Consider the following 20609-nt stretch of genomic DNA (forward strand, 5'->3'; position numbering starts at 1 on the left):
TCCGGGGCAATCATGACAAATCAAATCGCCATCTGGCTTGCCCTACTCATTCTGGGCTTGTTCGTTATCAGCTATGCCCTCTTTGGAACCGAACAATTCGTGTTCCTTGGCAAGAAACTCTACACCTTTCTGGACTGGCTCGCCTTCTGGCGGTGACAGAGGTTTTGCTTGACTTTTTCTCCAATCTGGCTTTGTTAGCGCTAACTTCACATTGGCCGCATTTCGGACGGAGCAGGACATGACATTCAAGCTGGCAATCAACGGATTTGGACGGATCGGACGCGGCGTGCTGCGGGCGGTCATGGAATCCGGGCGCACTGACGTTGAAATCGTTGCGATAAACGACTTGGCGAAGCCGGAAATGAACGCGCATCTGTTCGAATTCGACAGCGTCCATGGCCGGTACGGCAAATCGGTCACTTTGACCGAGGCAGGCCTGGATGTTGGAAACGGTCCAATCCGGCTGAGCAGCGAACGCGAGCCGGAAAAACTGGATTGGTCCGATGTGGACGTCGTTCTGGAATGCACTGGCGTATTCCGCACACGCGAAGCCGCATCGCGCCATTTCGCGAACGGATCGAAGAAAGTCTTGATCTCGGCCCCAGCCCGCGGCGATGGCGCTGTGAAAACGATCGTGTTTGGCGTTAACGATCACGAGCTTACGGCCGAAGATAACGTGGTGTCTAATGCGTCTTGTACCACCAACTGCCTGTCACCGGTGGCCGCAGCGCTGGACGCAGGGCTAGGCATTGTCCACGGCAACATGACCACGGTTCACGCCTACACAGCCAGCCAACCTGTCCACGACACTGCCGGCAAAGACCCATACCTCTCCCGCGCGGCAGCATTGTCGATGATCCCGACCACGACAGGCGCGGCCTCTGCCGTTGGCCTCGTCCTGCCGCAACTGGCCGGCAAGCTGACAGGTCAGGCTATTCGTGTCCCAACCCCGAACGTGTCCGTGGTTGATCTGGTCGCCGAGGTCTCACGCCCGACGACCGAGGAAGAAGTCAACGCGCTGTTTACCGAAGCCGCAGCCAGAATTCCCGGAGTTTTGGCGGCAGAGAACCGCCCGCTGATCTCGGTGGATTTCAACCACGACCCGCACAGCTCGACCGTTTCGCTGCCGGAAACCAAGGTGACCGACGGCACACTGGTGCGTGTACTGGCGTGGTATGATAACGAATGGGGTTTCTCGAACCGGATGCTAGACACCGCCGCGGCGATGGGAGCCTTATCCTAAACGGTCACGCAGCGCGGCATTAACGCGGGGCGTGACGAATTTCGACACGTCTCCGTCCAACCGGGCGATTTCCTTAACCAATTTGGAGGCAATGGCCTGATGCCGCGCCTCGGCCATCAGGAAGACCGTCTCGACCGTGTCGTCCAACGCCCGGTTCATTCCGACCATCTGAAATTCATATTCAAAATCCGCAACAGCCCGCAGCCCGCGGACAATGATCTGCGCCCCAACATCACGGGCGCAGTCGATCAGCAGGTTTTCAAAGGGATGCGCAACGATTTCGGTTCCCGTTTGCTCGGTCAGATGAGCACATTCCGCCTCGATCATCGCAACGCGTTCCTCGAGCGAGAACAAAGGCCCCTTATCGCGGTTGATCGCAACGCCAATGACGAGTTTGTCCACCAAAGCAGCCGCACGGCGAATGATATCGATATGACCCAAGGTGATTGGATCGAATGTTCCGGGATATAATCCAACCCTCATCGCGGCCTCCTGCGCAATAAAATTTCTGCGCAAGCAAACATAACTTCGCCGCAGGTGCAAGAGGCAGCTTTGGGGTTCAAGGGCCTCAATGCCCCATGATCATGCCTTGCAGCGCGTCTTTTTCCATAGCCAGTTCTGCCAGCTGCGCCTTTACCACGTCGCCCAGTGTGACGATCCCCACCAGCTTGCCATCTTCGACAACGGGCATGTGGCGAAAGCGCCCTTCGGTCATGCGGGTCATGATATCCTGAACCGTGTCTTGCTGAGTGGCTGTTACAAGGTTACGGGTCATATAGGCGCTGACTGGCTGCGCCAGGCAACCACTGCCGCTTGCGGCCAGCTCCCTTACGATGTCCCGCTCGGAAAGGATGCCAGATGCCGTTTCGCCGCCATCTTCTGATACAACAACCGTCCCGATCCGTTTTTCGGCCAGAATTTTCGAGGCGTCAGCCACAGTGATTGTCGGGCTGACTGTCTCGACCCCTCCGGTGGCCTTGGATTTCAGAATGGCCTGAACGAGCATAAGCGTAACCTCCGAAATAATGTCCTGTTTTCCAAAGCGTTGCCGGAATGCTTAAACCTGTCAAGGTGACACTTGAGCCTCAAGCCGCTCAACCTCTTCCCGAATACCCTGCGACAAAGCCTGCGCAAACCGGTTCAACCTTTCATTCCGCTGATCGCCCTGATGTCGCACCAGGTGAAAACTCCGGGTCAAACTCACCTGATCCGTCAGGATTTTCTGCAGGTTGGGATGAAACGGCAAGGTGAAGTCATGCGCAACACAAACCCCCGTTCCAAGCGTGGCCTGCCGCAGCTGAACCGACACCGAATTCGATGCAAGCGCGACACGGTCAACACCGATATCCACTAGATAATCCAGCTCGCGGTCAAAGATCATATCCGGAATGTAGCCAATCATGCGATGGCCACTCAGGTCCTTGATCGAACGGATTGCCGGGCAAGAGGCCAGATAGTCGCGCGTCGCAACAAGGTGCAGTTTGTAGTCAGTGATTTTCTGGACCAGAAGGCTCCCAGCTGTTGGTGCACTGACGGTCACCGCCATATCCGCCTCACGCCGAGACAGGTTGATCACGCGCGGCAGGGCCAGAATCTGAATATCCAGATCGGGGTTAGCATCGCTGATTTTCGCGCAGACCTGCGGCAAAAGATAGTTGGCCGACCCGTCCGGCGCGCCAATCCGTATTTGTCCGCTGAGCGTTTTCGACGTTCCCGCCATCGCGCCAGCCGCCGCGCGCATCGCCTCCTCTGCTTTTTGCCCGTGTTCCATCAGGCGTTCGCCCGCAGCGGTCAAAAGGTAGCCTTGTTGCGACTTGGTAAACAGGGGGGCTTCCAATGAGGCTTCTAACCGAGCAATCCGTCGCCCGACGGTGGCTGGGTCGATCTTCAGCTGACGCCCGGCAGCCGAAAGGCTTTCTTCGCGCGCGACGGCCAGAAAGACCCGCATATCATCCCAGTTTGGTGTCACGCCCCGCCCTTTGCATTTTTGCAAAACATCTTTGGGACATTGCCTCTATTCAAGCAATTTATGCAAGCCTATTGTGCGCACAAACGCATCGGAGGAGATCTGCAATGACCGAGCTGTCCCATTTCATCAACGGCGAGAATGTCGCCGGAACCTCAGGACGATTTGACGACGTCTTTAACCCCGCCACTGGCGAGGTTCAGTACAAGTGCCCGATGGCAAGTGCTGCTGAAACCACGGCGGCAATCGAAAGCGCAGCCGCCGCGCAGCTTACCTGGGGTGCAACCAATCCACAGAAACGCGCACGTGTCATGATGGCCATGGTTCACCTGATGAACCGCGACATGGACAAACTGGCCGAGGCGCTCAGCCGCGAGCATGGCAAAACCATCCCAGACGCCAAGGGCGACTTGCAGCGCGGTCTGGAAGTGATCGAATACTGCATCGCCGCACCGCAGATGCTGAAGGGAGAGTTCACCGACAGCGCAGGCCCTGGCATCGACATGTATTCCATGCGGCAGCCGCTGGGTGTTGTTGCATCCATTATGCCGTTCAACTTCCCAGCCATGATGCCGCTTTGGCACGTAGGCCCTGCCCTGGCCTGCGGCAACGCAGTGGTTCTGAAACCGTCCGAGCGTGATCCCTCCGTTCCCCTGATGCTAGCAGAGCTGTTTGTCGAAGCCGGCCTGCCCAAGGGCGTCTTCCAGGTCGTCAATGGCGACAAAGAGGCCGTGGACACTCTGCTGGACAGCGATACCATTCAGGGCGTGTCCTTTGTTGGCTCGACCCCGATCGCGCAATACATCTATTCCCGCGCGACTGCGAACGGTAAGCGCGCGCAGTGTTTCGGCGGCGCCAAGAACCACATGATCGTCATGCCTGACGCGGATCTGGATCAGGCGGCCGACGCTTTGGTCGGTGCCGGGTTTGGCGCGGCGGGCGAACGCTGCATGGCCATCTCGGTTGCTGTGCCCGTTGGCGAAGAAACAGCCGACGCACTGATCGAAAAGCTGATTCCACGCGTTGAAAAGCTGAAGGTCGGCCCCTACACCGCCGGCGATGACGTCGACATGGGCCCAGTTGTAACCGGTGCTGCCAAAGAGCGTATTCTTGGTCTGATCAACTCGGGCGTAGAACAAGGCGCGAAGCTGGTTGTTGATAACCGCGACTTCAGCTTGCAGGGCTATGAGGACGGCTTCTTTGTCGGCCCACACCTGTTCGATAACGTGACGCCCGAGATGGACATCTACAAGCAAGAGATCTTTGGCCCGGTTCTGTCGACCGTGCGCGCAGGCTCTTATGAAGAAGCACTGAAACTGGCGATGGATCACGAGTACGGCAACGGCACTGCAATCTTCACTCGCGATGGCGACACCGCGCGCGACTTTGCCAGCCGTGTGAATATCGGCATGGTCGGGATCAACGTTCCGATCCCTGTTCCGCTGGCCTACCACACCTTTGGCGGCTGGAAAAAATCTATGTTTGGTGACCTGAACCAGCACGGTCCGGATAGCTTCAAGTTCTACACCCGCACGAAAACCGTCACAGCGCGCTGGCCGTCGGGCATCAAAGAAGGTGGCGAATTCAACTTCAAAGCGATGGACTGATTTCCCACCCAAACAAATTCAAAAGGCCGCCCCGTTGGGCGGCCTTTTTCGTTGCGCGGCGAGGGGTCAGTTCTGTAGAAATTCGCGCAATGTGACTCTGCCATCAAAATTCGCGTCAAACTCGGCCATGACCATCCGCAGCTCGTGCGCAGGGATACAAGCTTTGGCAATGCCTTCGATCTTGTCGCTTTCAACCATGGTCAAGCATTCGGCCGACAGCGGCTCATCCATTTCCGGATCGGGGAACTCGATGAGATCCCGCACTTCCATGGCCACAAATTCATCCGGGGACACCACGCCATTTTCGTCGGCATCATATTCGAGAAACTCCACCGCCCGCTCTGCCAGATAGAAGATTTCGAATTCAGAATATTCGACGTGTCCGTCTGCGTTGGAATCCGCCCGATTGATCTCCTCAGCTGCAATAGCTTCTGGTGTGCAGGATTCTTTTGCCGCTTCACAATCATCCCCGACGATGAGGCCCTCATCTTCCGTCAGGAATTGGTACAATTCCGGTTCAGTAATCACCCCATCCCCGTCGCGATCCAACTCGGCAAAGAAGATCCGCGCCATAGGCGTTGCTTGTGCAGGTGTTTGGGCAGACCCCCAATAAAGACCAGCCAGTAACAAGACCGGCAGCAGATAGAGCGTCTTAGGGGCAAAACGGCTGAGCGTTCGAATGGGCATTTCATCTTCTCCGACAGTGTCTGGTGAAGGCCCTGCCAGCTCGCGGTCGATCACACCACGCACGAGTTCGCTCATCGACGATCCGCGCTGTTCGCTCAGATCTGCCAACTTGCTTTTCAACTCATAAGATACGCGAATTTCCAAGGTTTCCGATTTCTTGGTCATATCGTGCGGTCTCCGAACATCTGTGGGCCTGTCCCCTGGAATTGGAGCAGACATGCCCGAAAAAATACCCCAAGCCGTGTCCCGCAAACAGCAAAAACCTGTCCGGACACCGAGTATTCCCCCGTCCGGACAGGCAATAAACTGCGTCAAATGTGTAAATCTCACGGAAAATTTAAGCCAAGCATCTGGCCCTGAGGGAAAGCAGTTACTAAATTGCCCGAAACCATAGAGCATTCCTTCAGGAGGCATCCGTGTCCAGTTCCCGTATTAATCGTCGTACCGCCTTGCTGGGTGCTGCGTCCGTCCTAGCGACGCCGACGCTTCTGCGCGCCCAAAGCTCAGATGCTTTCCCAACAACAGAAGAGGCGATCAGCACGCAATTGCCGGTGCGCCGCAATGTCTCGTCCTTCTCGCAACAGAACTGGCAGGACCATTTTGACCAGCTGGGCGCGGGGGCTTTGCTGGCCGATATCACCAGCCGCGCGGTGCACTATTGGGGGCCCGATGGCACCTACAAACTTTACCCCAGTTCGGTACCGATGAGCGAAGAGCTGACGAAGCGCGGTTATACCAAGGTTGTGCGCAAAGCGGAGAACCCAAGCTGGACACCGACCGCGTCAATGCGCGAGCGTGATCCGCTGTTGCCAGTGCGTATGGAAGGTGGTGAACCAGGCAACCCGTTGGGCACCCGTGCAATGTATCTGGGCTGGCCAGCCTATCTTGTACACGGCACCCACGATACGCGAAAAATCGGGCGCCAAAGCTCGTCCGGGTGCATCGGCCTGTACAATCAACATGTCGAGGAATTGTTTCCTCTCGTCCAGGTCGGAACCCAGGTCAGACTGGTCTAACGACAAAGCCCCGGCCATAAGGACCGGGGCTTTTTTATGAAATCAAAGTATCTTATTCCGGCAGGATCACAGCGTCGACAACGTGGATCACACCATTGCTGGTCTCAATATCGGCCTGAATGACTTCGGCACCGTTAACTTTCACGCCGTTCTTTGCATTTACGCTCAGGCGATCGCCTTGCACGGTCAGAACCTTGGCGCGCTTGCCAGCGATGTCACCGGACATCACCTTGGCGGGAACCACGTGATAGGTCAGAATTTCGACCAGTTGGTCTTTGTTCTCCGGCAACAGCAGTGTTTCCACCGTACCTTCGGGCAGTGCCGCAAAAGCGTCATCAGTCGGTGCGAACACTGTGAACGGTCCGTCACTTTTCAACGTGTCGACAAGCCCCGCAGCCTGAACGGCGGCGACCAATGTGTTGAAGGAACCGGCTGATACTGCGGTATCCACGATATCTGCAGCCTGTGCTTTTACAGGCAGTGTCAGTGCAATTGCGGCGGCGGCGCCCATAAACGTACGACGAAACATGGCTGTCATCTCCTCTCCAGCTAGTTATGGAAAGGGGTACGGGCGCTTAGTCGCGCCGGATCACTAACAGATCAATTTTCTTTGACCTGAACCCATATGCTTTGGGCGCGACCGTCTTTCAAAAATGGCAAGGATTCGACCGCATCGGGGCGATCCTGTTGAAGGTAGTATCCGGGCCAAAGCATTGAATATGCACCAGATTGCAGGAGTGCATGCAGCATGTACTGCTCACCCCAGCCCGGGCAATCATAGAAGAACCGTTTGGGATATTCATAAGGCAGAAAAACATCGTGCACATGAATGACCACACCGGGTTTGAGCGCCGGAATGATACGGCAGAACAGGTGCGCGACGTCATTACTCAAGCGAACAACGTGACTGGAATCGATGAACAATACGTCACCGGATTCGAGTTTCTCGAACAGTGCCGGATCGACTTCTTCCAGACGTTTTTGTTCGAACTCATCCACCACATGCGCGATATCTGCCCGTGGATACGGATCGATTGCGGTGACGTTGGTCTGCAACCCGCCGTCGATAATCGCCTGCCGAGTCACACGGGTCGAGTTGCCGCAACCCACCTCGATCACCCGTTTGGGTTTGAACCTGCGTATCATCAGATACAGCGCATCCGCGTCCGGGCTGTCGTAGTACCCATTGTTGATACGATAACCGGTCTTGTTGCGCGCCGGGTCTTTCAGAGCTTCCAGAGAAACAGAGTGTTCTTGGTATTCCGACACCAATTGAGTGATATCGAACCCGTCCATCCCCGGTGACAAGGTATAGGCCGGGCGGGTCAGGCCCCCTGCCCGTTCAAACGCCTCAAGGCGCGCGCGCTCGCCCCGTTCGGTCACTTTGTCGATCAGTTTCACACCAAACCGGTCAAGCACGGCGTTCAGCCGGGGGAATTTCCTTGGTTTCACGGGGGCTCCGGGTTTGATGACTGTCTAGACGCCTCCTTACCTGTGCTCATGGGGGCTTCGCAAGAACCCTGCTGGCAAACACTTGGCAAAAAGACAATTTCCGTATTCACTGTTTGGAACATAGTTGCGAGGGCCGGAATGCAGCAGGAATTTACGCTGGGCATTGAAGAAGAGTATCTGTTGGTTGATCGAGACAGTCTGGAACTCGCCGAAGCGCCTGCCGCGTTGATGGAAGCCTGCCAGGCCGATTTTGAAGGACAGGTCAGCCCCGAATTCCTGCAATGCCAGATCGAGGTCGGTACACGGCCGCATGTGACCATCAGCTCTGCGCGCGAAGATCTGAAACGCTTGCGGTCCTGTGTTTCGAAACGCGCTGCCGAGCACAACCTTGCCCCAATCGCTGTATCCTGCCACCCCTTTGCCGACTGGAAAAAACAGCAACACACGCGCAAAGACCGATATGACGCGCTCCAACACGCGTTGGGCGGTGTCGCGCGGCGTATGCTGATCTGTGGCATGCATGTCCATATCGGGGTGGCCGATTCAGCCTTGCGCGCCGACCTGATTCCGCAGCTGTCCTACTTTTTGCCGCATCTCTTGGCCTTGTCGACGTCATCGCCCTATTGGAACGGTGAGGACACTGGTCTGTCTTCGTACAGGTTAACGGTGTTCGACAATCTGCCTCGGACCGGACTCCCGCCGATCTTTTCCGGCTGGTCCGAATATGAACGTACTACGGGCGTTCTGGTCGAACTGGGCGTGATCGAAGACACCACGAAAATTTGGTGGGATCTGCGACCTTCGCACCAGTACCCAACACTGGAAACCCGGATCATGGACGTGCAGCCCCGCATGGAGCATGCACTTTCACTAGCCGCAATGGTGCAGGCGTTAACGCGCATGTTGTGCCGCCTGAAAGACAGAAACCTCAGGTGGCGGCAATATGATCGGTTCTTGATTGGCGAAAATCGCTGGCGCGCGCAACGCTATGGCGTGGGCGAAGGCATGATCGACTTCGGAGATCGCTCGATCAAACCTATGCCGGAACTCATGGGCGAACTGATGGGCTTACTCGCCGAAGATGCCGAAGCGCTGGGCACCATGACCGAGTTGGCAAAGCTACAGCAAATTGCCCAGAACGGCACCTCGGCCACCCGCCAGCGCCGGGTTCATGCCGAAGCAGCGGCAAATGGCGATGACCCTGGCAAGGCTGTCGTTCAGCACTTGATTGACGAATTCCATCAAGACCTCTGAACCTTGGCATGTTTTCCCGCACAAGAATGTGCCAGTGATTGCTGGCCGTGCAAAATTTCTGTAAGGATTGGGAAATAAACACTCGTTCAATTCATCGGGCAGCGTGGGAGGCAATCCATGGATTTCGCAACAACCGAAGAGCAGAACGCAATCTTCGACATGGCCCATGATTTCGGGCAGGAAAACATCGCCCCATTTGCCCGCCAGTGGGAGGCCGACGGCACCATCCCCAAAGACCTTTGGCCGCGCATTGGTGAACTAGGTTTCGGCGGCCTATATGTTTCTGAGGACAGCGGCGGTTCTGGCCTGTCTCGTCTGGACGCCACGCTTGTATTCGAGGCTTTGTCGATGGCCTGCCCCTCTGTCGCGGCCTTTCTGTCGATCCACAACATGTGCGCCAAGATGCTGGACAACTTTGCCAGTGACGAGCTGAAATCCCGCATCATGCCCGATGTTCTAAGTTTGAACACCGTGCTCAGCTATTGCCTGACCGAGCCAGGTTCAGGTTCTGACGCAGCCGCTTTGAAAACCCGCGCTGAACGCACGAACGAAGGCTATACCCTGAACGGTACCAAGGCGTTTATCTCGGGCGGAGGGTATTCGGATGCCTATGTCTGCATGGTGCGTACCGGTCAGGATGGACCCAAGGGCATTTCGACGGTTTATGTCGAAGATGGCACCTCCGGCCTTAGCTTTGGCGCGCTGGAACAGAAGATGGGGTGGAAAAGCCAGCCTACTGCTCAGGTACAGTTCGACGATTGCAAGATCCCCTCCGACAACCTAGTCGGTGTCGAAGGCGACGGATTCAAATACGCAATGATGGGGCTGGATGGCGGACGTCTGAACATCGCCTCTTGTTCATTGGGTGCCGCGCAAACCGGGTTGAACATGACACTACAGTACATGTCCGAGCGGAAGGCATTCGGACAGTCTATCGACCAGTTTCAGGCCCTGCAGTTCCGTCTGGCAGATATGGAGATCGAGCTGCAGGCCGCCCGGACATTCCTGCGTCAGGCGGCGTGGAAACTGGATCAGGGCGCGCCCGATGCAACAAAGTTCTGCGCTATGGCCAAGAAATTCGTGACCGAGACGGGATCGAAAGTGGTGGATCAGTGCCTGCAATTGCACGGCGGCTATGGCTATCTGGCCGACTATGGCATCGAAAAACTTGTGCGCGATCTGCGCGTGCATCAGATTTTGGAAGGCACGAACGAGATCATGAGGGTCATCGTTGCCCGCCAGATGCTCTCTCAGCGCTGAGGACTTTATGTCGGACATTTATATTCGCACCGCAGGCCGTGCCGGTCGTATCACCCTGACCCGAACCAAGGCCCTGAATGCACTCAGCTATGACATGTGCCTGGCGATCGACACCGCGCTGCGCAACTGGCGCGAGGACGACGCGGTCGAACTGGTTATTCTGGATGCCGAGGGCGACAAGGCCTTTTGCGCGGGCGGTGACATTGCCGAGCTTTATGAGACCGGCACCAAGGGCGATTTTGAATACGGCCGAAAGTTCTGGCGCGATGAGTACCGCTTGAATGCTCTGATCTTCGAATACCCAAAGCCAGTAGTCAGCTTTCTTCAGGGGTTCACGATGGGTGGTGGCGTCGGCATCGGTTGCCATGGCAGCCATCGCATCGTGGGTGAAACGTCGCAAATCGCCCTGCCTGAATGCTCGATTGGTTTGGTTCCGGATGTCGGCAGCACACTGATGCTGGCACTCGCACCCGGACGGTTAGGTGAATATCTCGGCACTACCGGTCATCGTATGGGTCCAGCAGATGCCATTCTGGTCGGTTTCGCAGATCATTACATTCCGATCCAGCAATGGCCGGATCTGATCGACATGCTTGAAGCATCCGGCGACGCCAGCATTCTTGAAAGCCATTCCGAAACGCCGCCCCAAGGCTCGTTGGGCGCAATGCAAGATGCGATTGAGTCAGATTTCGGTGGCGAAACTCTTGCAGATATACAGAACAGCCTGCGCAACTCGAACAATGACACCGCCTCTGACGCGCTGAAGTTGATCGGGCGCAATTCGCCACTCTCCATGGCTTGCACGGTCGAAATGCTGCACCGTCTACGCGCTCCAAACCTGACCATACGCAAGGCGTTGGAATTGGAGTATCGATTCACCTATCGCGCGATGGAGCACGGGGACTTTCTGGAGGGTATCCGGGCGCAGATCATCGACAAGGATCGCAACCCGAGCTGGCGCCATCAGAACCAAGACATACCGGCTGTCGCTGTTTCAAAGATGCTACAACCTTTGGGCGCGGACACGCTGACTTTTGAGGAGGATTAAGGAATGAAAATCGGGTTTATCGGTCTGGGCAACATGGGCAATCCGATGGCGGCCAACCTTGCCAAAGCAGGGCATGATGTCAGCGGCTTTGACATGGCGGATGTCTCTGTCCCGGGTGTCACTATTGCCAGTTCCGGTCCTGAGGCCGCGACTGGTGCCGACATCGTCGTGACCATGCTGCCGAACGGACAGATCCTGCGGGCGGTGGCAAAAGAGATCATTCCCGCCATGGCACCCGGAGCGGTCTGGATCGACTGTTCAACGGTCGATGTCGACAGCGCGCGTGCCGTCGCTGAGCAGGCCAAGGAAGCGGACGTTCTCGCAGTAGACGCCCCTGTGTCAGGTGGCATAGGTGGTGCGGCAGCGGGTACGCTGACCTTCATGGCAGGCGGTAGCGACGCGGCGTTTGAAAAGGCATCGCCGCTGTTCGACATCATGGGTCAGAAAGCTGTGCATTGCGGCGAATCCGGTGCTGGTCAAGCGGCCAAGATTTGCAACAACATGATCCTGGGCGTAACCATGATCGCCACCTGCGAAGCCTTTGCGCTGGCCGACAAGCTTGGGTTGGACCGGCAAAAGATGTTTGATGTGGTCAGCACGTCATCGGGCTATAGCTGGACGATGAACGCCTATTGCCCTGCCCCAGGTGTCGGCCCTGCAAGCCCCGCGGACAACGACTATCAGCCCGGTTTCGCGGCTGAACTGATGCTGAAAGATCTTCGCCTCAGCCAGCAAGCTGCTGAAAGTTCGGACGCAGACACGCCCATGGGACAGGTTGCAACGGCGCTTTATGAGAAATTCGTCGAATCCGAAGACGGGCTGGGCAAGGATTTTTCCGCCATGCTGCCACGTTTTGAAAACCGTACCAGGGGCTAGTCGCCACAGGATGGCAACTTCCTGCCCATCGGGTTGACCGGCGGACAAACAGCGGCCATCTGTTTCCTAACCGCGCTTTAACGCGAAAGGAAACATGATGTCGCGAATTCTGTCTGTTACTTTGACCATTGTCGCGCTTTCATTGAGCCCGGCTACAGTAATGGCAGGGAACGGAAAGAGTAAGGCAGGTCATTGCCCGCCAGGCCTGGCAAAAAAAGCAGTGCCCTGTGTTCCGCCGGGTCAGGTAAAAAACCTGTACAACAAGGGCGACTATATCACGCGTGACTACCGCTGGATCAACGATCCTTACCGTTATGGTCTGAATCGCGGCGGATCCTACATTCGCGCGGGCGATTACGTTTATCGTATCGACCCCGAAACGCAAAAGGTGCTGAACCTGATCGGCGCAGTGGCTGATATTCTTTACTAAAGAACTGCACTATTCCGCAGCAACGCGCGCACCGTCCAACATCGGTTTGAGATACCTGCCGGTATGACTGCGATCGACCTCGGCCACATTCTCGGGTGTCCCGGTTGCCACGATCTCACCACCGCCATCGCCGCCTTCCGGGCCGATATCAATGATGTGGTCGGCGGTTTTGACGACATCCAGATTGTGTTCAATCACAACGACCGTATTGCCCTGATCGACCAGTTCATGTAGCACTTCCAACAACTTGCGCACGTCTTCGAAATGTAGGCCAGTGGTTGGTTCATCCAGAATATACAAAGTCCGCCCGGTCGAGCGTTTGGACAATTCTTTTGAAAGCTTCACGCGCTGCGCCTCGCCACCCGAAAGTGTGGTCGCCTGCTGCCCAACCTTAATATAACCAAGCCCGACACGGGCCAGTGCGTCCATTTTGTCGCGGATCGACGGCACGGCTTTAAAGAACTCCTGCGCGTCTTCGACGGTCATATCAAGGACATCGGCGATAGACTTGCCTTTGAACTTGATCTCCAGCGTTTCGCGGTTGTACCGCGCGCCCTTACAGGTTTCGCAGGTGACGTAAACATCGGGCAGGAAATGCATCTCAATCTTGATGACGCCGTCACCCTGACAGGCCTCGCAACGACCACCCTTGACGTTAAAGCTGAACCGTCCGGGCTTATAGCCGCGCGCCTTTGCCTCGGGCAGACCGGCAAACCAATCGCGGATTGGCGTGAAGGCCCCGGTGTAAGTCGCTGGATTTGAACGCGGAGTTCGCCCGATAGGGCGCTGGTCAATGTCGATGACCTTATCCAGATGCTCCAACCCTTTGATGGTTTCGCAGGGCGCCGGCGTTTGCCGTGCGCCGTTCAGACGCATGGAGGCAGTTTTAAACAGCGTCTCAATCGTAAGCGTCGATTTTCCGCCGCCAGATACCCCGGTAACGCAAACGAACTTGCCCAACGGAAACTCCGCCGTCACGTTTTTCAGGTTGTTCCCGGTCGCTTTGACGACCGTAACCTTCTTTTTGTTCCCTTTGCGTCGCTCGGCGGGGACCGAGATCTCGCGGGTTCCCGACAAATACTGCCCGGTCATCGAGGCCGCATCAGCCGCGATCTGGTCAGGCGTTCCCTTACTGACAACCTGACCACCATGCACTCCAGCCCCCGGCCCGATGTCAAAAACATAATCCGCCTCGCGGATTGCTTCCTCGTCATGCTCGACGACAATCACTGTGTTACCCTGGTCACGCAGGTTCTTGAGCGTCCCAAGCAAGCGATCGTTGTCCCGCTGGTGCAGACCAATGGACGGTTCATCCAGAACGTACAAAACTCCTGTCAAACCAGATCCGATCTGACTGGCCAGACGAATGCGCTGGCTTTCACCACCAGACAAGGTACCACTTGAGCGGGACAGCGTAAGGTATTCCAAACCAACATTATTCAGAAATCCCAGTCGCTCACGGATCTCCTTGAGAATGGCACGCGCGATTTCGTTCTTCTGGACACTTAGATGGTTCGGTGCATCTTCGATCCAGGCTAGGGCCTCGCGGATCGACATCTGCACAACCTGCCCAACATGCGCGCCTGCGATCTTAACCGCCAGCGCCTCAGGCCGTAGGCGATAGCCTTCACAGGCACCACAGGGACGGTTGTTCTGATACCGCTCAAACTCTTCACGGATCCATGCGCTGTCGGTCTCGCGATAGCGGCGCTGCATATTCGGGATCACGCCCTCAAAGCTGCGGGTGACCTGATAGACCCGCCCGCCTTCATCATAGCGGAATTGGATTTCTTCGTCGCCGGAACCGCGCAGAAACACTTGCTGCACCTTTGGCGGCAGGTCCTTCCACGGCGTGTTCTTGTCGAACTCATAGTGTCGGGCAATCGCTTCGATGGTCTGCAGAAAGTACGGCGACTTTCCCTTGCGCCAGGGCGCCAACGCCCCGTCGTACAGTTTCAGAGTCTGGTCCGGCACCACAAGGCGTTCGTCAAAGAACAGCTCGACACCCAGACCATCACAATCCGGACACGCCCCGAACGGAGCGTTGAACGAAAACAAACGCGGTTCGATTTCGGGAATGGTGAAACCGCTGACCGGGCAAGCAAAGTTCTCGCTGAACGTAATCCGTTCCGGATCGCCTTCACGCGGCGCGGTTTCCAGTACGGCGATACCGTCGGCCAAGTCCAACGCGGTACGCAAACTGTCGGCCAGCCGGGTCTCCATCCCTTCGCGCACGACCAACCGGTCGACGACGACATCAATGTCATGGCGATATTTCTTGTCCAGCGTGGGCGGTTCATCCAGCTCGTAGAATTCTCCGTCGACCTTTACGCGCTGGAAGCCCTGCTTGCGCAGTTCGAGGAATTCTTTTTTGTATTCGCCTTTGCGGTCGCGCACGATGGGGGCGAGCAAGTATCCGCGTGTCCCCTCCTCCATCGTCATGATGCGGTCGACCATGTCCTGGACCTGCTGCGCCTCAATTGGCTGCCCAGTAGCGGGGCTGTACGGCGTTCCGGACCGGGCGAATAACAAGCGCATATAGTCATAGATCTCGGTGACCGTTCCGACGGTCGAACGCGGGTTCTTGGATGTTGTCTTCTGTTCAATCGAGATAGCCGGTGACAGGCCGCTGATGTGATCCACATCTGGCTTTTCCATCATGTCCAAAAACTGGCGGGCATAGGCCGACAGGCTTTCAACGTAACGCCGCTGGCCCTCGGCATAGATCGTGTCGAAAGCCAAAGATGACTTACCAGACCCCGACAGCCCGGTGATCACCACAAGCTGATCACGTGGGATGTCCACGTCGATACCTTTGAGGTTATGTTCGCGCGCACCGCGCACTTCGATATTCTTCAGCTCAGCCATTTTTGGCCCCCAACACACAAGTGTCTTAGAAATAGGTGAACGACGCTGGAACTCCAACAGAAAAGTTAGAACAAAGCAAGAACTGTCATCTATTCGCCGATCCGACAAGGCAGCATCGCAATTGACACGCCGAAGCGTGGCACAATTTACGAAATTACCGCTGACTTTGTGGAAAATGGCGCGGTTGACGGGGCTCGAACCCGCGACCCCCGGCGTGACAGGCCGGTACTCTAACCAACTGAGCTACAACCGCGCATCTATTTTCGTGATCCCTTAACCCGGATCCAGGCTGACAGCAGTGGCGCGGTTGACGGGGCTCGAACCCGCGACCCCCGGCGTGACAGGCCGGTACTCTAACCATCTGAGCTACAACCGCCCGCTGTCTGTTCATCGCTGAACGTTTGGGTGTATTATGGCTACGCCCCGACATCGTCAAGCGGCGTTTTGAAGTTTTTTCGAAGAACCTGATTTTTTCCGATTGAGCCACCCACCCCCGAGGCCGGAAAACCAGCTTTTCATGGGCTGGATCGAATTCACCACCGGCCATCTTGCCAACCAATCCGAGTCGCTGTAACAGCAGCGCCTACGGGTGATTAGCTCAGTGGTAGAGCGCTTCGTTCACATCGAAGATGTCAGGAGTTCAAATCTCTTATCACCCACCATTCCACTTCCTCAGAATCAACGCCTTCTAAGGCCTTGAAATTACAATGCTTGCCAGCTTGCATTTCAACTGCGTATCGTTCTTGCATCTGCCGTGTGATCAACCGGCGCTGAAGCACGGGGTTTCGCATGGCCAAATTGAAACGGGACATTGGCCTTGTCGGCCTGACCTTCATTTCGGTCGGTGGAATTATCGGTTCCGGCTGGTTGTTCGGCCCCCTCCTCGCAGTTCAACACGCAGGTCCTGCCGCTATCCTTTCGTGGATCATTGGCGCGGTGGCCATGTTCGTTCTTGCGATAACCTTCGCCGAGATCTCGGCCATGCTGCCCATTCCCGGAGGGATCGCCCGCGTCCCCCAGTTTTCGCACGGCAACATCGTTTCGATGGCAATGGGGTGGACAGCCTGGATTGGGTACAACACCACCGCCCCGATTGAGGTCGAGGCGATGCTTAAATACCTCGGGCCTTATTCTCCCTGGCTGCACACAGCCGATACGGGCGATTTGACCGGCGCGGGTATCGCTGTGGCGTTGTTTTTCATGTTGTTGTTCGTTGTCATTAATGCGTTGGGGGTAAAATTCTTCACGCAAGTCAACGCGGCGCTGACATGGGCCAAAATTGCCATTCCTATCGTTCTATCGGTTCTACTGATCGCAAGTCGATTTGACACCGGGAACTTCACCCAACCGGGTGGTTTTGCGCCGTACGGCTTGCAGGGCATCATGGCGGCCGTTTCAACCGGAGGCGTCATCTTTTCCTTTATCGGTTTCCGCCATGTGGTCGATATGGCCGGTGAGGTTCGAAACCCCAAAGTAGCCATTCCTGCGGCACTGGTGCTGTCCATCATTCTGTGTGCAGCCATTTACGTCGGATTACAGATCGCGTTTATCGGCGCACTTGACCCGGAGATGCTGAAGAACGGCTGGGCAAGCCTGAATTTTAGCGGTCAGGGGCCATTGGACGGGGTCATACTATCTGTCGGGATCGTCTGGTTCCTGAGCGTTTTAAACATAGGCTCGGTCATTGGCCCCTTTGGCAACGGTTTGGTGTCCACCGGCTCGAACGCGCGAATCGCGCTGGCCTTGTCACAGAACGGGTTCCTGCCAAAGCGTTTGCAAATACTGTCCTCATTTGGGGTGCCCTTGTGGGCCTTGGCTCTGAACTTTCTGATAGGAATTCTGTTCCTTCTTACGGTCCCGTTCACCACCGTTATTGCCCTGAATGGTGCGGCCATAGTCGTATCTTTTGCCGTTGGGCCAATCGCCGTTGTGTGCCTGCGCCGCCTGATGCCGGACCACCCGCGTTCCATTCGCATCCCCTTCGTTAAAGTGGTGGCCATCACGGCCTTCGCTGTCGCCACGCTCATCGTTTATTGGAGCGGATGGGACACCGTTTGGCGGCTTGGCATCGCGTTAATCGTCGGGTTTGTTCTTCTTCTGGCACGGTTCCACAATCGGCTGGACGAAATGGACGTGACCGAGGCCCTGTGGCTGGTTCCCTATTTCGGAGGGATCGGCCTGATCTCGTTCCTGGGACAGTTCGGGGAAGGTGCGCTTAAGCAAATTCCCTTTGGCTGGGATATTTTGCTGTGCGTCCTGCTTTCAATCGTCATTTTTGGTCTGGCGGTCCGATCCTCGCTGTCCGCCAAAAAGTTTCAGACTTACATCGCCGAGGAAGAGGTTCTGGACCCGAAGAAACCCGTTATCGGCTTCTGAAAAGGAAAAAGGCGGGCAAAACCCCGCCTTTTCTTTGTCTATTGCCTATCGCTTAGTGCGTCGTGGCAGACGGGCTTGCGCTTTCAGTGGCCTTCGCAGCGGCTGCGGCAGCCTCTTCGGCGGCCTCATCCCACTCAATCGCTTCCGGCTCATGTACCAGTGCCAGTTTGAGAACTTCGGACACGTGCTCTACCGGAATGATCTTCAGACCTTCTTTCACGTTGTCCGGGATCTCGGCCAGGTCCTTTTCGTTCTCTTCCGGGATCAGAACAGTCTTGATGCCACCGCGCAGGGCCGCCAGCAATTTCTCTTTCAAACCACCAATCGGCATCGCATTTCCGCGCAACGAAACCTCACCCGTCATCGCGATGTCCTTGCGAACCGGAATACCGGTCAGCACGGATACGATCGAGGTCACCATGGCCAGACCAGCCGAAGGCCCGTCTTTCGGAGTCGCACCATCCGGCACGTGCACGTGGATGTCTATCTTGTCGAACTTGGGTGGCTTCACCCCAATCTGAGGCGAAATTGACCGCACATAAGACGACGCCGCATCGATGGATTCCTTCATCACATCGCCCAGCTTGCCGGTGGTCTTCATCCGACCCTTGCCCGGCAGTTTCAGCGCCTCGATATGCAACAGATCACCACCGACCGATGTCCACGCCAGACCGGTGACAACACCAACCTGATCGTCCTGTTCGGCCAGGCCATAGCGGAACTTGGGAACGCCTAGGAACTCATCAAGATTTTCTGGCGTCACCGTTACTGATTCCGCCTCTTTTTTGATGATCTTGGTCAGCGACTTCCGGGCCACCTTGGCGATTTCACGTTCTAGGTTCCGAACGCCAGCTTCCCGCGTGTAAGTGCGGATGATCGAATGCAGCGCGTCATCGGTCAGTTCGAACTCTTTGGCCTTCAGGCCATGGTTCTTCACCTGCTTGCTGATCAGATGCTGCTTGGCGATCTCGCTTTTTTCGTCCTCGGTGTAACCGGCCAGCGGAATGATCTCCATCCGGTCCAGCAAAGGCCCAGGCATGTTGTAGCTGTTGGATGTGGTCAGGAACATCACGTTGGACAGGTCGTATTCGACCTCAAGGTAGTGGTCCATGAATGTGCTGTTCTGCTCCGGGTCCAACACCTCGAGCATCGCCGAAGCCGGGTCACCACGGAAGTCCTGCCCCATCTTGTCGATCTCGTCGAGCAGGATGAGCGGGTTTGTGGTCTTCGCCTTTTTCAGCGCCTGGATGATCTTACCAGGCATCGAACCGATATAGGTTCGACGGTGGCCTCGAATCTCGGATTCGTCGCGTACACCACCCAGCGAGATGCGAATGAACTCGCGCCCCGTCGCACGTGCAACCGACTTACCAAGTGAGGTTTTACCCACACCCGGAGGGCCAACAAGGCACATGATCGGCCCCTTCAGCTTCTTCGACCGCTGCTGAACAGCCAGATATTCGACGATCCGTTCCTTGACCTTCTCAAGGCCATAGTGATCGGCATCCAGAATGTCCTGCGCGCGGCCCAGATCTTTTTTCACGCGGGATTTGGTGCCCCACGGCAAGGCCAAAATCCAGTCCAGATAGTTGCGTACGACGGTGGCCTCAGCCGACATCGGGCTCATGTTCCGCAGCTTTTTCAGCTCGCCTTCGGCCTTTTCACGGGCCTCTTTCGACAGCTTGGTCTCTTCGATCTTGGCTTCCAGTTCAGCAACTTCATTGCTGCCGTCTTCGCCATCACCAAGTTCCTTCTGAATGGCCTTCATCTGCTCATTCAGATAGTACTCGCGCTGCGTCTTCTCCATCTGGGTTTTGACGCGGGTCTTGATCTTTTTCTCGACCTGCAGAACCGACATTTCGCCCTGCATCAGGCCATAGACCTTCTCAAGTCGCTCGCTGACGCTTAGGGTTTCCAGTAGGTCTTGCTTTTGTTCGACTTCAATCCCCAAATGACCCGACACAAGGTCAGCCAGCTTTGCCGGTTCGGTGGATTCTCCAACTGCGGTCAACGCTTCTTCGGGGATGTTTTTGCGCACTTTCGCGTAACGCTCGAATTCATCCGCAACAGTGCGCTGAAGTGCTTCGGTTGTCGTAACGTCGCCAGGAATCTCGGTCAGATACTCGGCGCGGGCCTCAAAAAATTCTTCGTTTTCAAGGAATTCCGTGATCATCACACGGGCTTGGCCCTCGACCAGCACCTTCACGGTGCCGTCCGGCAATTTCAGCAATTGCAGTACATTGGCCAGCACACCGGAACGGTAGATGCCGTCCTCGGTTGGATCATCGTCGCTCGGGTCGATCTGGCTGGACAACAGAATCTGCTTGTCGTCCTGCATCACTTCTTCCAGCGCCCGGACGGATTTTTCCCGACCAACGAACAGCGGCACGATCATATGCGGGAAAACCACGATATCGCGCAGCGGCAGCACTGGGTATGAGGAGTTCAGGGGCTCTTGCATGCTCTATCCTTATCATTGGCAAGACGGCTCTGGTCCCTCATCGAGGCAACGCCCGGCCGTCTCCT

General features: G+C 56.3%; 18 protein-coding genes and 3 tRNA genes. 11 read left to right on the forward strand and 10 right to left on the reverse strand.

Going from position 1 to position 20609, the window contains the following annotated elements; translation table 11 throughout:
- Positions 1–12 precede the first annotated feature (12 nt).
- On the forward strand, positions 13–156 hold the full coding sequence (locus tag DHN12_RS24580) for a hypothetical protein (protein ID WP_058271517.1): 144 nt from the start codon (positions 13–15) through the stop codon (positions 154–156).
- Between the two features lie 82 nt (positions 157–238).
- The gene (gene gap / locus DHN12_RS02340) at positions 239–1243 is read left to right on the forward strand and encodes a type I glyceraldehyde-3-phosphate dehydrogenase (RefSeq protein ID WP_108858714.1); all 1005 of its coding nucleotides are present in this window, start codon (positions 239–241) and stop codon (positions 1241–1243) included.
- Here gap and coaD read toward each other — a convergent pair.
- The 3 genes from coaD to DHN12_RS02355 form a co-directional block, all read right to left on the reverse strand.
- Entirely contained in the window at positions 1235–1726 is a 492-nt protein-coding gene (gene coaD / locus DHN12_RS02345) for a pantetheine-phosphate adenylyltransferase (protein ID WP_058271515.1), read from the reverse strand. The two genes, gap and coaD, sit on opposite strands and share 9 nt — an antisense overlap.
- Before the next feature lie 85 nt (positions 1727–1811).
- Entirely contained in the window at positions 1812–2249 is a 438-nt protein-coding gene (locus tag DHN12_RS02350) for a CBS domain-containing protein (RefSeq protein WP_058271514.1), read from the reverse strand.
- Positions 2250–2309: 60 nt separating this feature from the next.
- Positions 2310–3212 (reverse strand): LysR family transcriptional regulator, encoded by a 903-nt coding sequence (locus DHN12_RS02355; RefSeq protein ID WP_108858715.1) that lies wholly within the window; start codon positions 3210–3212, stop codon positions 2310–2312.
- Between the two features lie 104 nt (positions 3213–3316).
- Here DHN12_RS02355 and DHN12_RS02360 point away from each other — a divergent pair, with 104 nt between their 5' ends.
- Positions 3317–4816, forward strand: a complete 1500-nt coding sequence (locus tag DHN12_RS02360; RefSeq protein WP_108858716.1) for a CoA-acylating methylmalonate-semialdehyde dehydrogenase — start codon at positions 3317–3319, stop codon at positions 4814–4816.
- A 66-nt stretch (positions 4817–4882) separates the two neighbouring features.
- Here the strand turns inward: DHN12_RS02360 and DHN12_RS02365 are convergent, their stop codons facing one another.
- Positions 4883–5668, reverse strand: coding sequence for an EF-hand domain-containing protein (locus DHN12_RS02365; RefSeq protein WP_159089950.1), 786 nt, complete (start codon positions 5666–5668; stop codon positions 4883–4885).
- A 251-nt stretch (positions 5669–5919) separates the two neighbouring features.
- On the opposite strand from DHN12_RS02365, the gene DHN12_RS02370 reads away from it, so the two are divergent.
- On the forward strand, positions 5920–6519 hold the full coding sequence (locus DHN12_RS02370) for a L,D-transpeptidase (RefSeq protein ID WP_108858717.1): 600 nt from the start codon (positions 5920–5922) through the stop codon (positions 6517–6519).
- Positions 6520–6571: 52 nt separating this feature from the next.
- Here DHN12_RS02370 and DHN12_RS02375 read toward each other — a convergent pair whose 3' ends face one another.
- A complete protein-coding gene (locus DHN12_RS02375; RefSeq protein WP_108859083.1) occupies positions 6572–7048 on the reverse strand; it encodes a fasciclin domain-containing protein in 477 nt (158 codons plus the stop codon).
- A 71-nt stretch (positions 7049–7119) separates the two neighbouring features.
- Positions 7120–7971, reverse strand: coding sequence for a class I SAM-dependent methyltransferase (locus DHN12_RS02380; RefSeq protein WP_108858718.1), 852 nt, complete (start codon positions 7969–7971; stop codon positions 7120–7122).
- Between the two features lie 138 nt (positions 7972–8109).
- On the opposite strand from DHN12_RS02380, the gene DHN12_RS02385 reads away from it, so the two are divergent.
- The 5 genes from DHN12_RS02385 to DHN12_RS02405 all read left to right on the forward strand — a co-directional run bounded on the left by DHN12_RS02385 (position 8110) and on the right by DHN12_RS02405 (position 12839).
- Positions 8110–9225 carry a carboxylate-amine ligase gene (locus DHN12_RS02385; RefSeq protein ID WP_108858719.1) on the forward strand — a complete coding sequence of 372 codons (1116 nt, stop codon included), beginning with the start codon at positions 8110–8112 and terminating at the stop codon, positions 9223–9225.
- A gap of 117 nt (positions 9226–9342) precedes the next feature.
- Positions 9343–10485 (forward strand): acyl-CoA dehydrogenase family protein, encoded by a 1143-nt coding sequence (locus tag DHN12_RS02390; protein ID WP_108858720.1) that lies wholly within the window; start codon positions 9343–9345, stop codon positions 10483–10485.
- Positions 10486–10492: 7 nt separating this feature from the next.
- Positions 10493–11533, forward strand: coding sequence for an enoyl-CoA hydratase/isomerase family protein (locus tag DHN12_RS02395; protein ID WP_108858721.1), 1041 nt, complete (start codon positions 10493–10495; stop codon positions 11531–11533).
- A 3-nt stretch (positions 11534–11536) separates the two neighbouring features.
- A complete protein-coding gene (mmsB, locus tag DHN12_RS02400) occupies positions 11537–12409 on the forward strand; it encodes a 3-hydroxyisobutyrate dehydrogenase (protein ID WP_108858722.1) in 873 nt (290 codons plus the stop codon).
- A gap of 97 nt (positions 12410–12506) precedes the next feature.
- Entirely contained in the window at positions 12507–12839 is a 333-nt protein-coding gene (locus tag DHN12_RS02405) for a hypothetical protein (protein ID WP_108858723.1), read from the forward strand.
- A 9-nt stretch (positions 12840–12848) separates the two neighbouring features.
- On the opposite strand, the gene uvrA is transcribed toward DHN12_RS02405, so the two are convergent.
- The 3 genes from uvrA to DHN12_RS02420 all read right to left on the reverse strand — a co-directional run bounded on the left by uvrA (position 12849) and on the right by DHN12_RS02420 (position 16083).
- Entirely contained in the window at positions 12849–15707 is a 2859-nt protein-coding gene (gene uvrA, locus DHN12_RS02410; protein ID WP_108858724.1) for an excinuclease ABC subunit UvrA, read from the reverse strand.
- Positions 15708–15883: 176 nt separating this feature from the next.
- A tRNA-Asp gene (locus tag DHN12_RS02415) sits at positions 15884–15960 on the reverse strand.
- 46 nt (positions 15961–16006) lie between these two features.
- Positions 16007–16083, reverse strand: a tRNA-Asp gene (locus DHN12_RS02420).
- Between the two features lie 211 nt (positions 16084–16294).
- On the opposite strand from DHN12_RS02420, the gene DHN12_RS02425 reads away from it, so the two are divergent.
- Together DHN12_RS02425 and DHN12_RS02430 are read left to right on the forward strand one after the other, a co-directional pair.
- A tRNA-Val gene (locus tag DHN12_RS02425) sits at positions 16295–16369 on the forward strand.
- 127 nt (positions 16370–16496) lie between these two features.
- Positions 16497–18083 (forward strand): APC family permease, encoded by a 1587-nt coding sequence (locus tag DHN12_RS02430; RefSeq protein ID WP_108858725.1) that lies wholly within the window; start codon positions 16497–16499, stop codon positions 18081–18083.
- A 52-nt stretch (positions 18084–18135) separates the two neighbouring features.
- Here the strand turns inward: DHN12_RS02430 and lon are convergent, their stop codons facing one another.
- Entirely contained in the window at positions 18136–20544 is a 2409-nt protein-coding gene (lon, locus tag DHN12_RS02435; protein ID WP_108858726.1) for an endopeptidase La, read from the reverse strand.
- Between the last annotated feature and the right edge of the window lie 65 nt (positions 20545–20609).

This window comes from Ruegeria sp. Alg231-54 (assembly GCF_900143525.1).
Lineage (GTDB): Bacteria > Pseudomonadota > Alphaproteobacteria > Rhodobacterales > Rhodobacteraceae > Ruegeria.

What these genes read in the sequence shown, in the direction of transcription:
- DHN12_RS02390 (WP_108858720.1), top strand. Translation starts at nt 9,343, where the DNA reads ATGGATTTCGCAACAACCGAAGAGCAGAACGCAATCTTCGACATGGCC.
- DHN12_RS02360 (WP_108858716.1), top strand. Translation starts at nt 3,317, where the DNA reads ATGACCGAGCTGTCCCATTTCATCAACGGCGAGAATGTCGCCGGAACC.
- DHN12_RS02365 (WP_159089950.1), bottom strand. Translation starts at nt 5,668, where the DNA reads ATGACCAAGAAATCGGAAACCTTGGAAATTCGCGTATCTTATGAGTTG.
- DHN12_RS02375 (WP_108859083.1), bottom strand. Translation starts at nt 7,048, where the DNA reads ATGTTTCGTCGTACGTTTATGGGCGCCGCCGCCGCAATTGCACTGACA.
- gap (WP_108858714.1), top strand. Translation starts at nt 239, where the DNA reads ATGACATTCAAGCTGGCAATCAACGGATTTGGACGGATCGGACGCGGC.
- lon (WP_108858726.1), bottom strand. Translation starts at nt 20,544, where the DNA reads ATGCAAGAGCCCCTGAACTCCTCATACCCAGTGCTGCCGCTGCGCGAT.
- DHN12_RS02405 (WP_108858723.1), top strand. Translation starts at nt 12,507, where the DNA reads ATGTCGCGAATTCTGTCTGTTACTTTGACCATTGTCGCGCTTTCATTG.
- DHN12_RS02385 (WP_108858719.1), top strand. Translation starts at nt 8,110, where the DNA reads ATGCAGCAGGAATTTACGCTGGGCATTGAAGAAGAGTATCTGTTGGTT.
- DHN12_RS24580 (WP_058271517.1), top strand. Translation starts at nt 13, where the DNA reads ATGACAAATCAAATCGCCATCTGGCTTGCCCTACTCATTCTGGGCTTG.
- DHN12_RS02395 (WP_108858721.1), top strand. Translation starts at nt 10,493, where the DNA reads ATGTCGGACATTTATATTCGCACCGCAGGCCGTGCCGGTCGTATCACC.
- mmsB (WP_108858722.1), top strand. Translation starts at nt 11,537, where the DNA reads ATGAAAATCGGGTTTATCGGTCTGGGCAACATGGGCAATCCGATGGCG.
- uvrA (WP_108858724.1), bottom strand. Translation starts at nt 15,707, where the DNA reads ATGGCTGAGCTGAAGAATATCGAAGTGCGCGGTGCGCGCGAACATAAC.
- DHN12_RS02430 (WP_108858725.1), top strand. Translation starts at nt 16,497, where the DNA reads ATGGCCAAATTGAAACGGGACATTGGCCTTGTCGGCCTGACCTTCATT.
- coaD (WP_058271515.1), bottom strand. Translation starts at nt 1,726, where the DNA reads ATGAGGGTTGGATTATATCCCGGAACATTCGATCCAATCACCTTGGGT.
- DHN12_RS02350 (WP_058271514.1), bottom strand. Translation starts at nt 2,249, where the DNA reads ATGCTCGTTCAGGCCATTCTGAAATCCAAGGCCACCGGAGGGGTCGAG.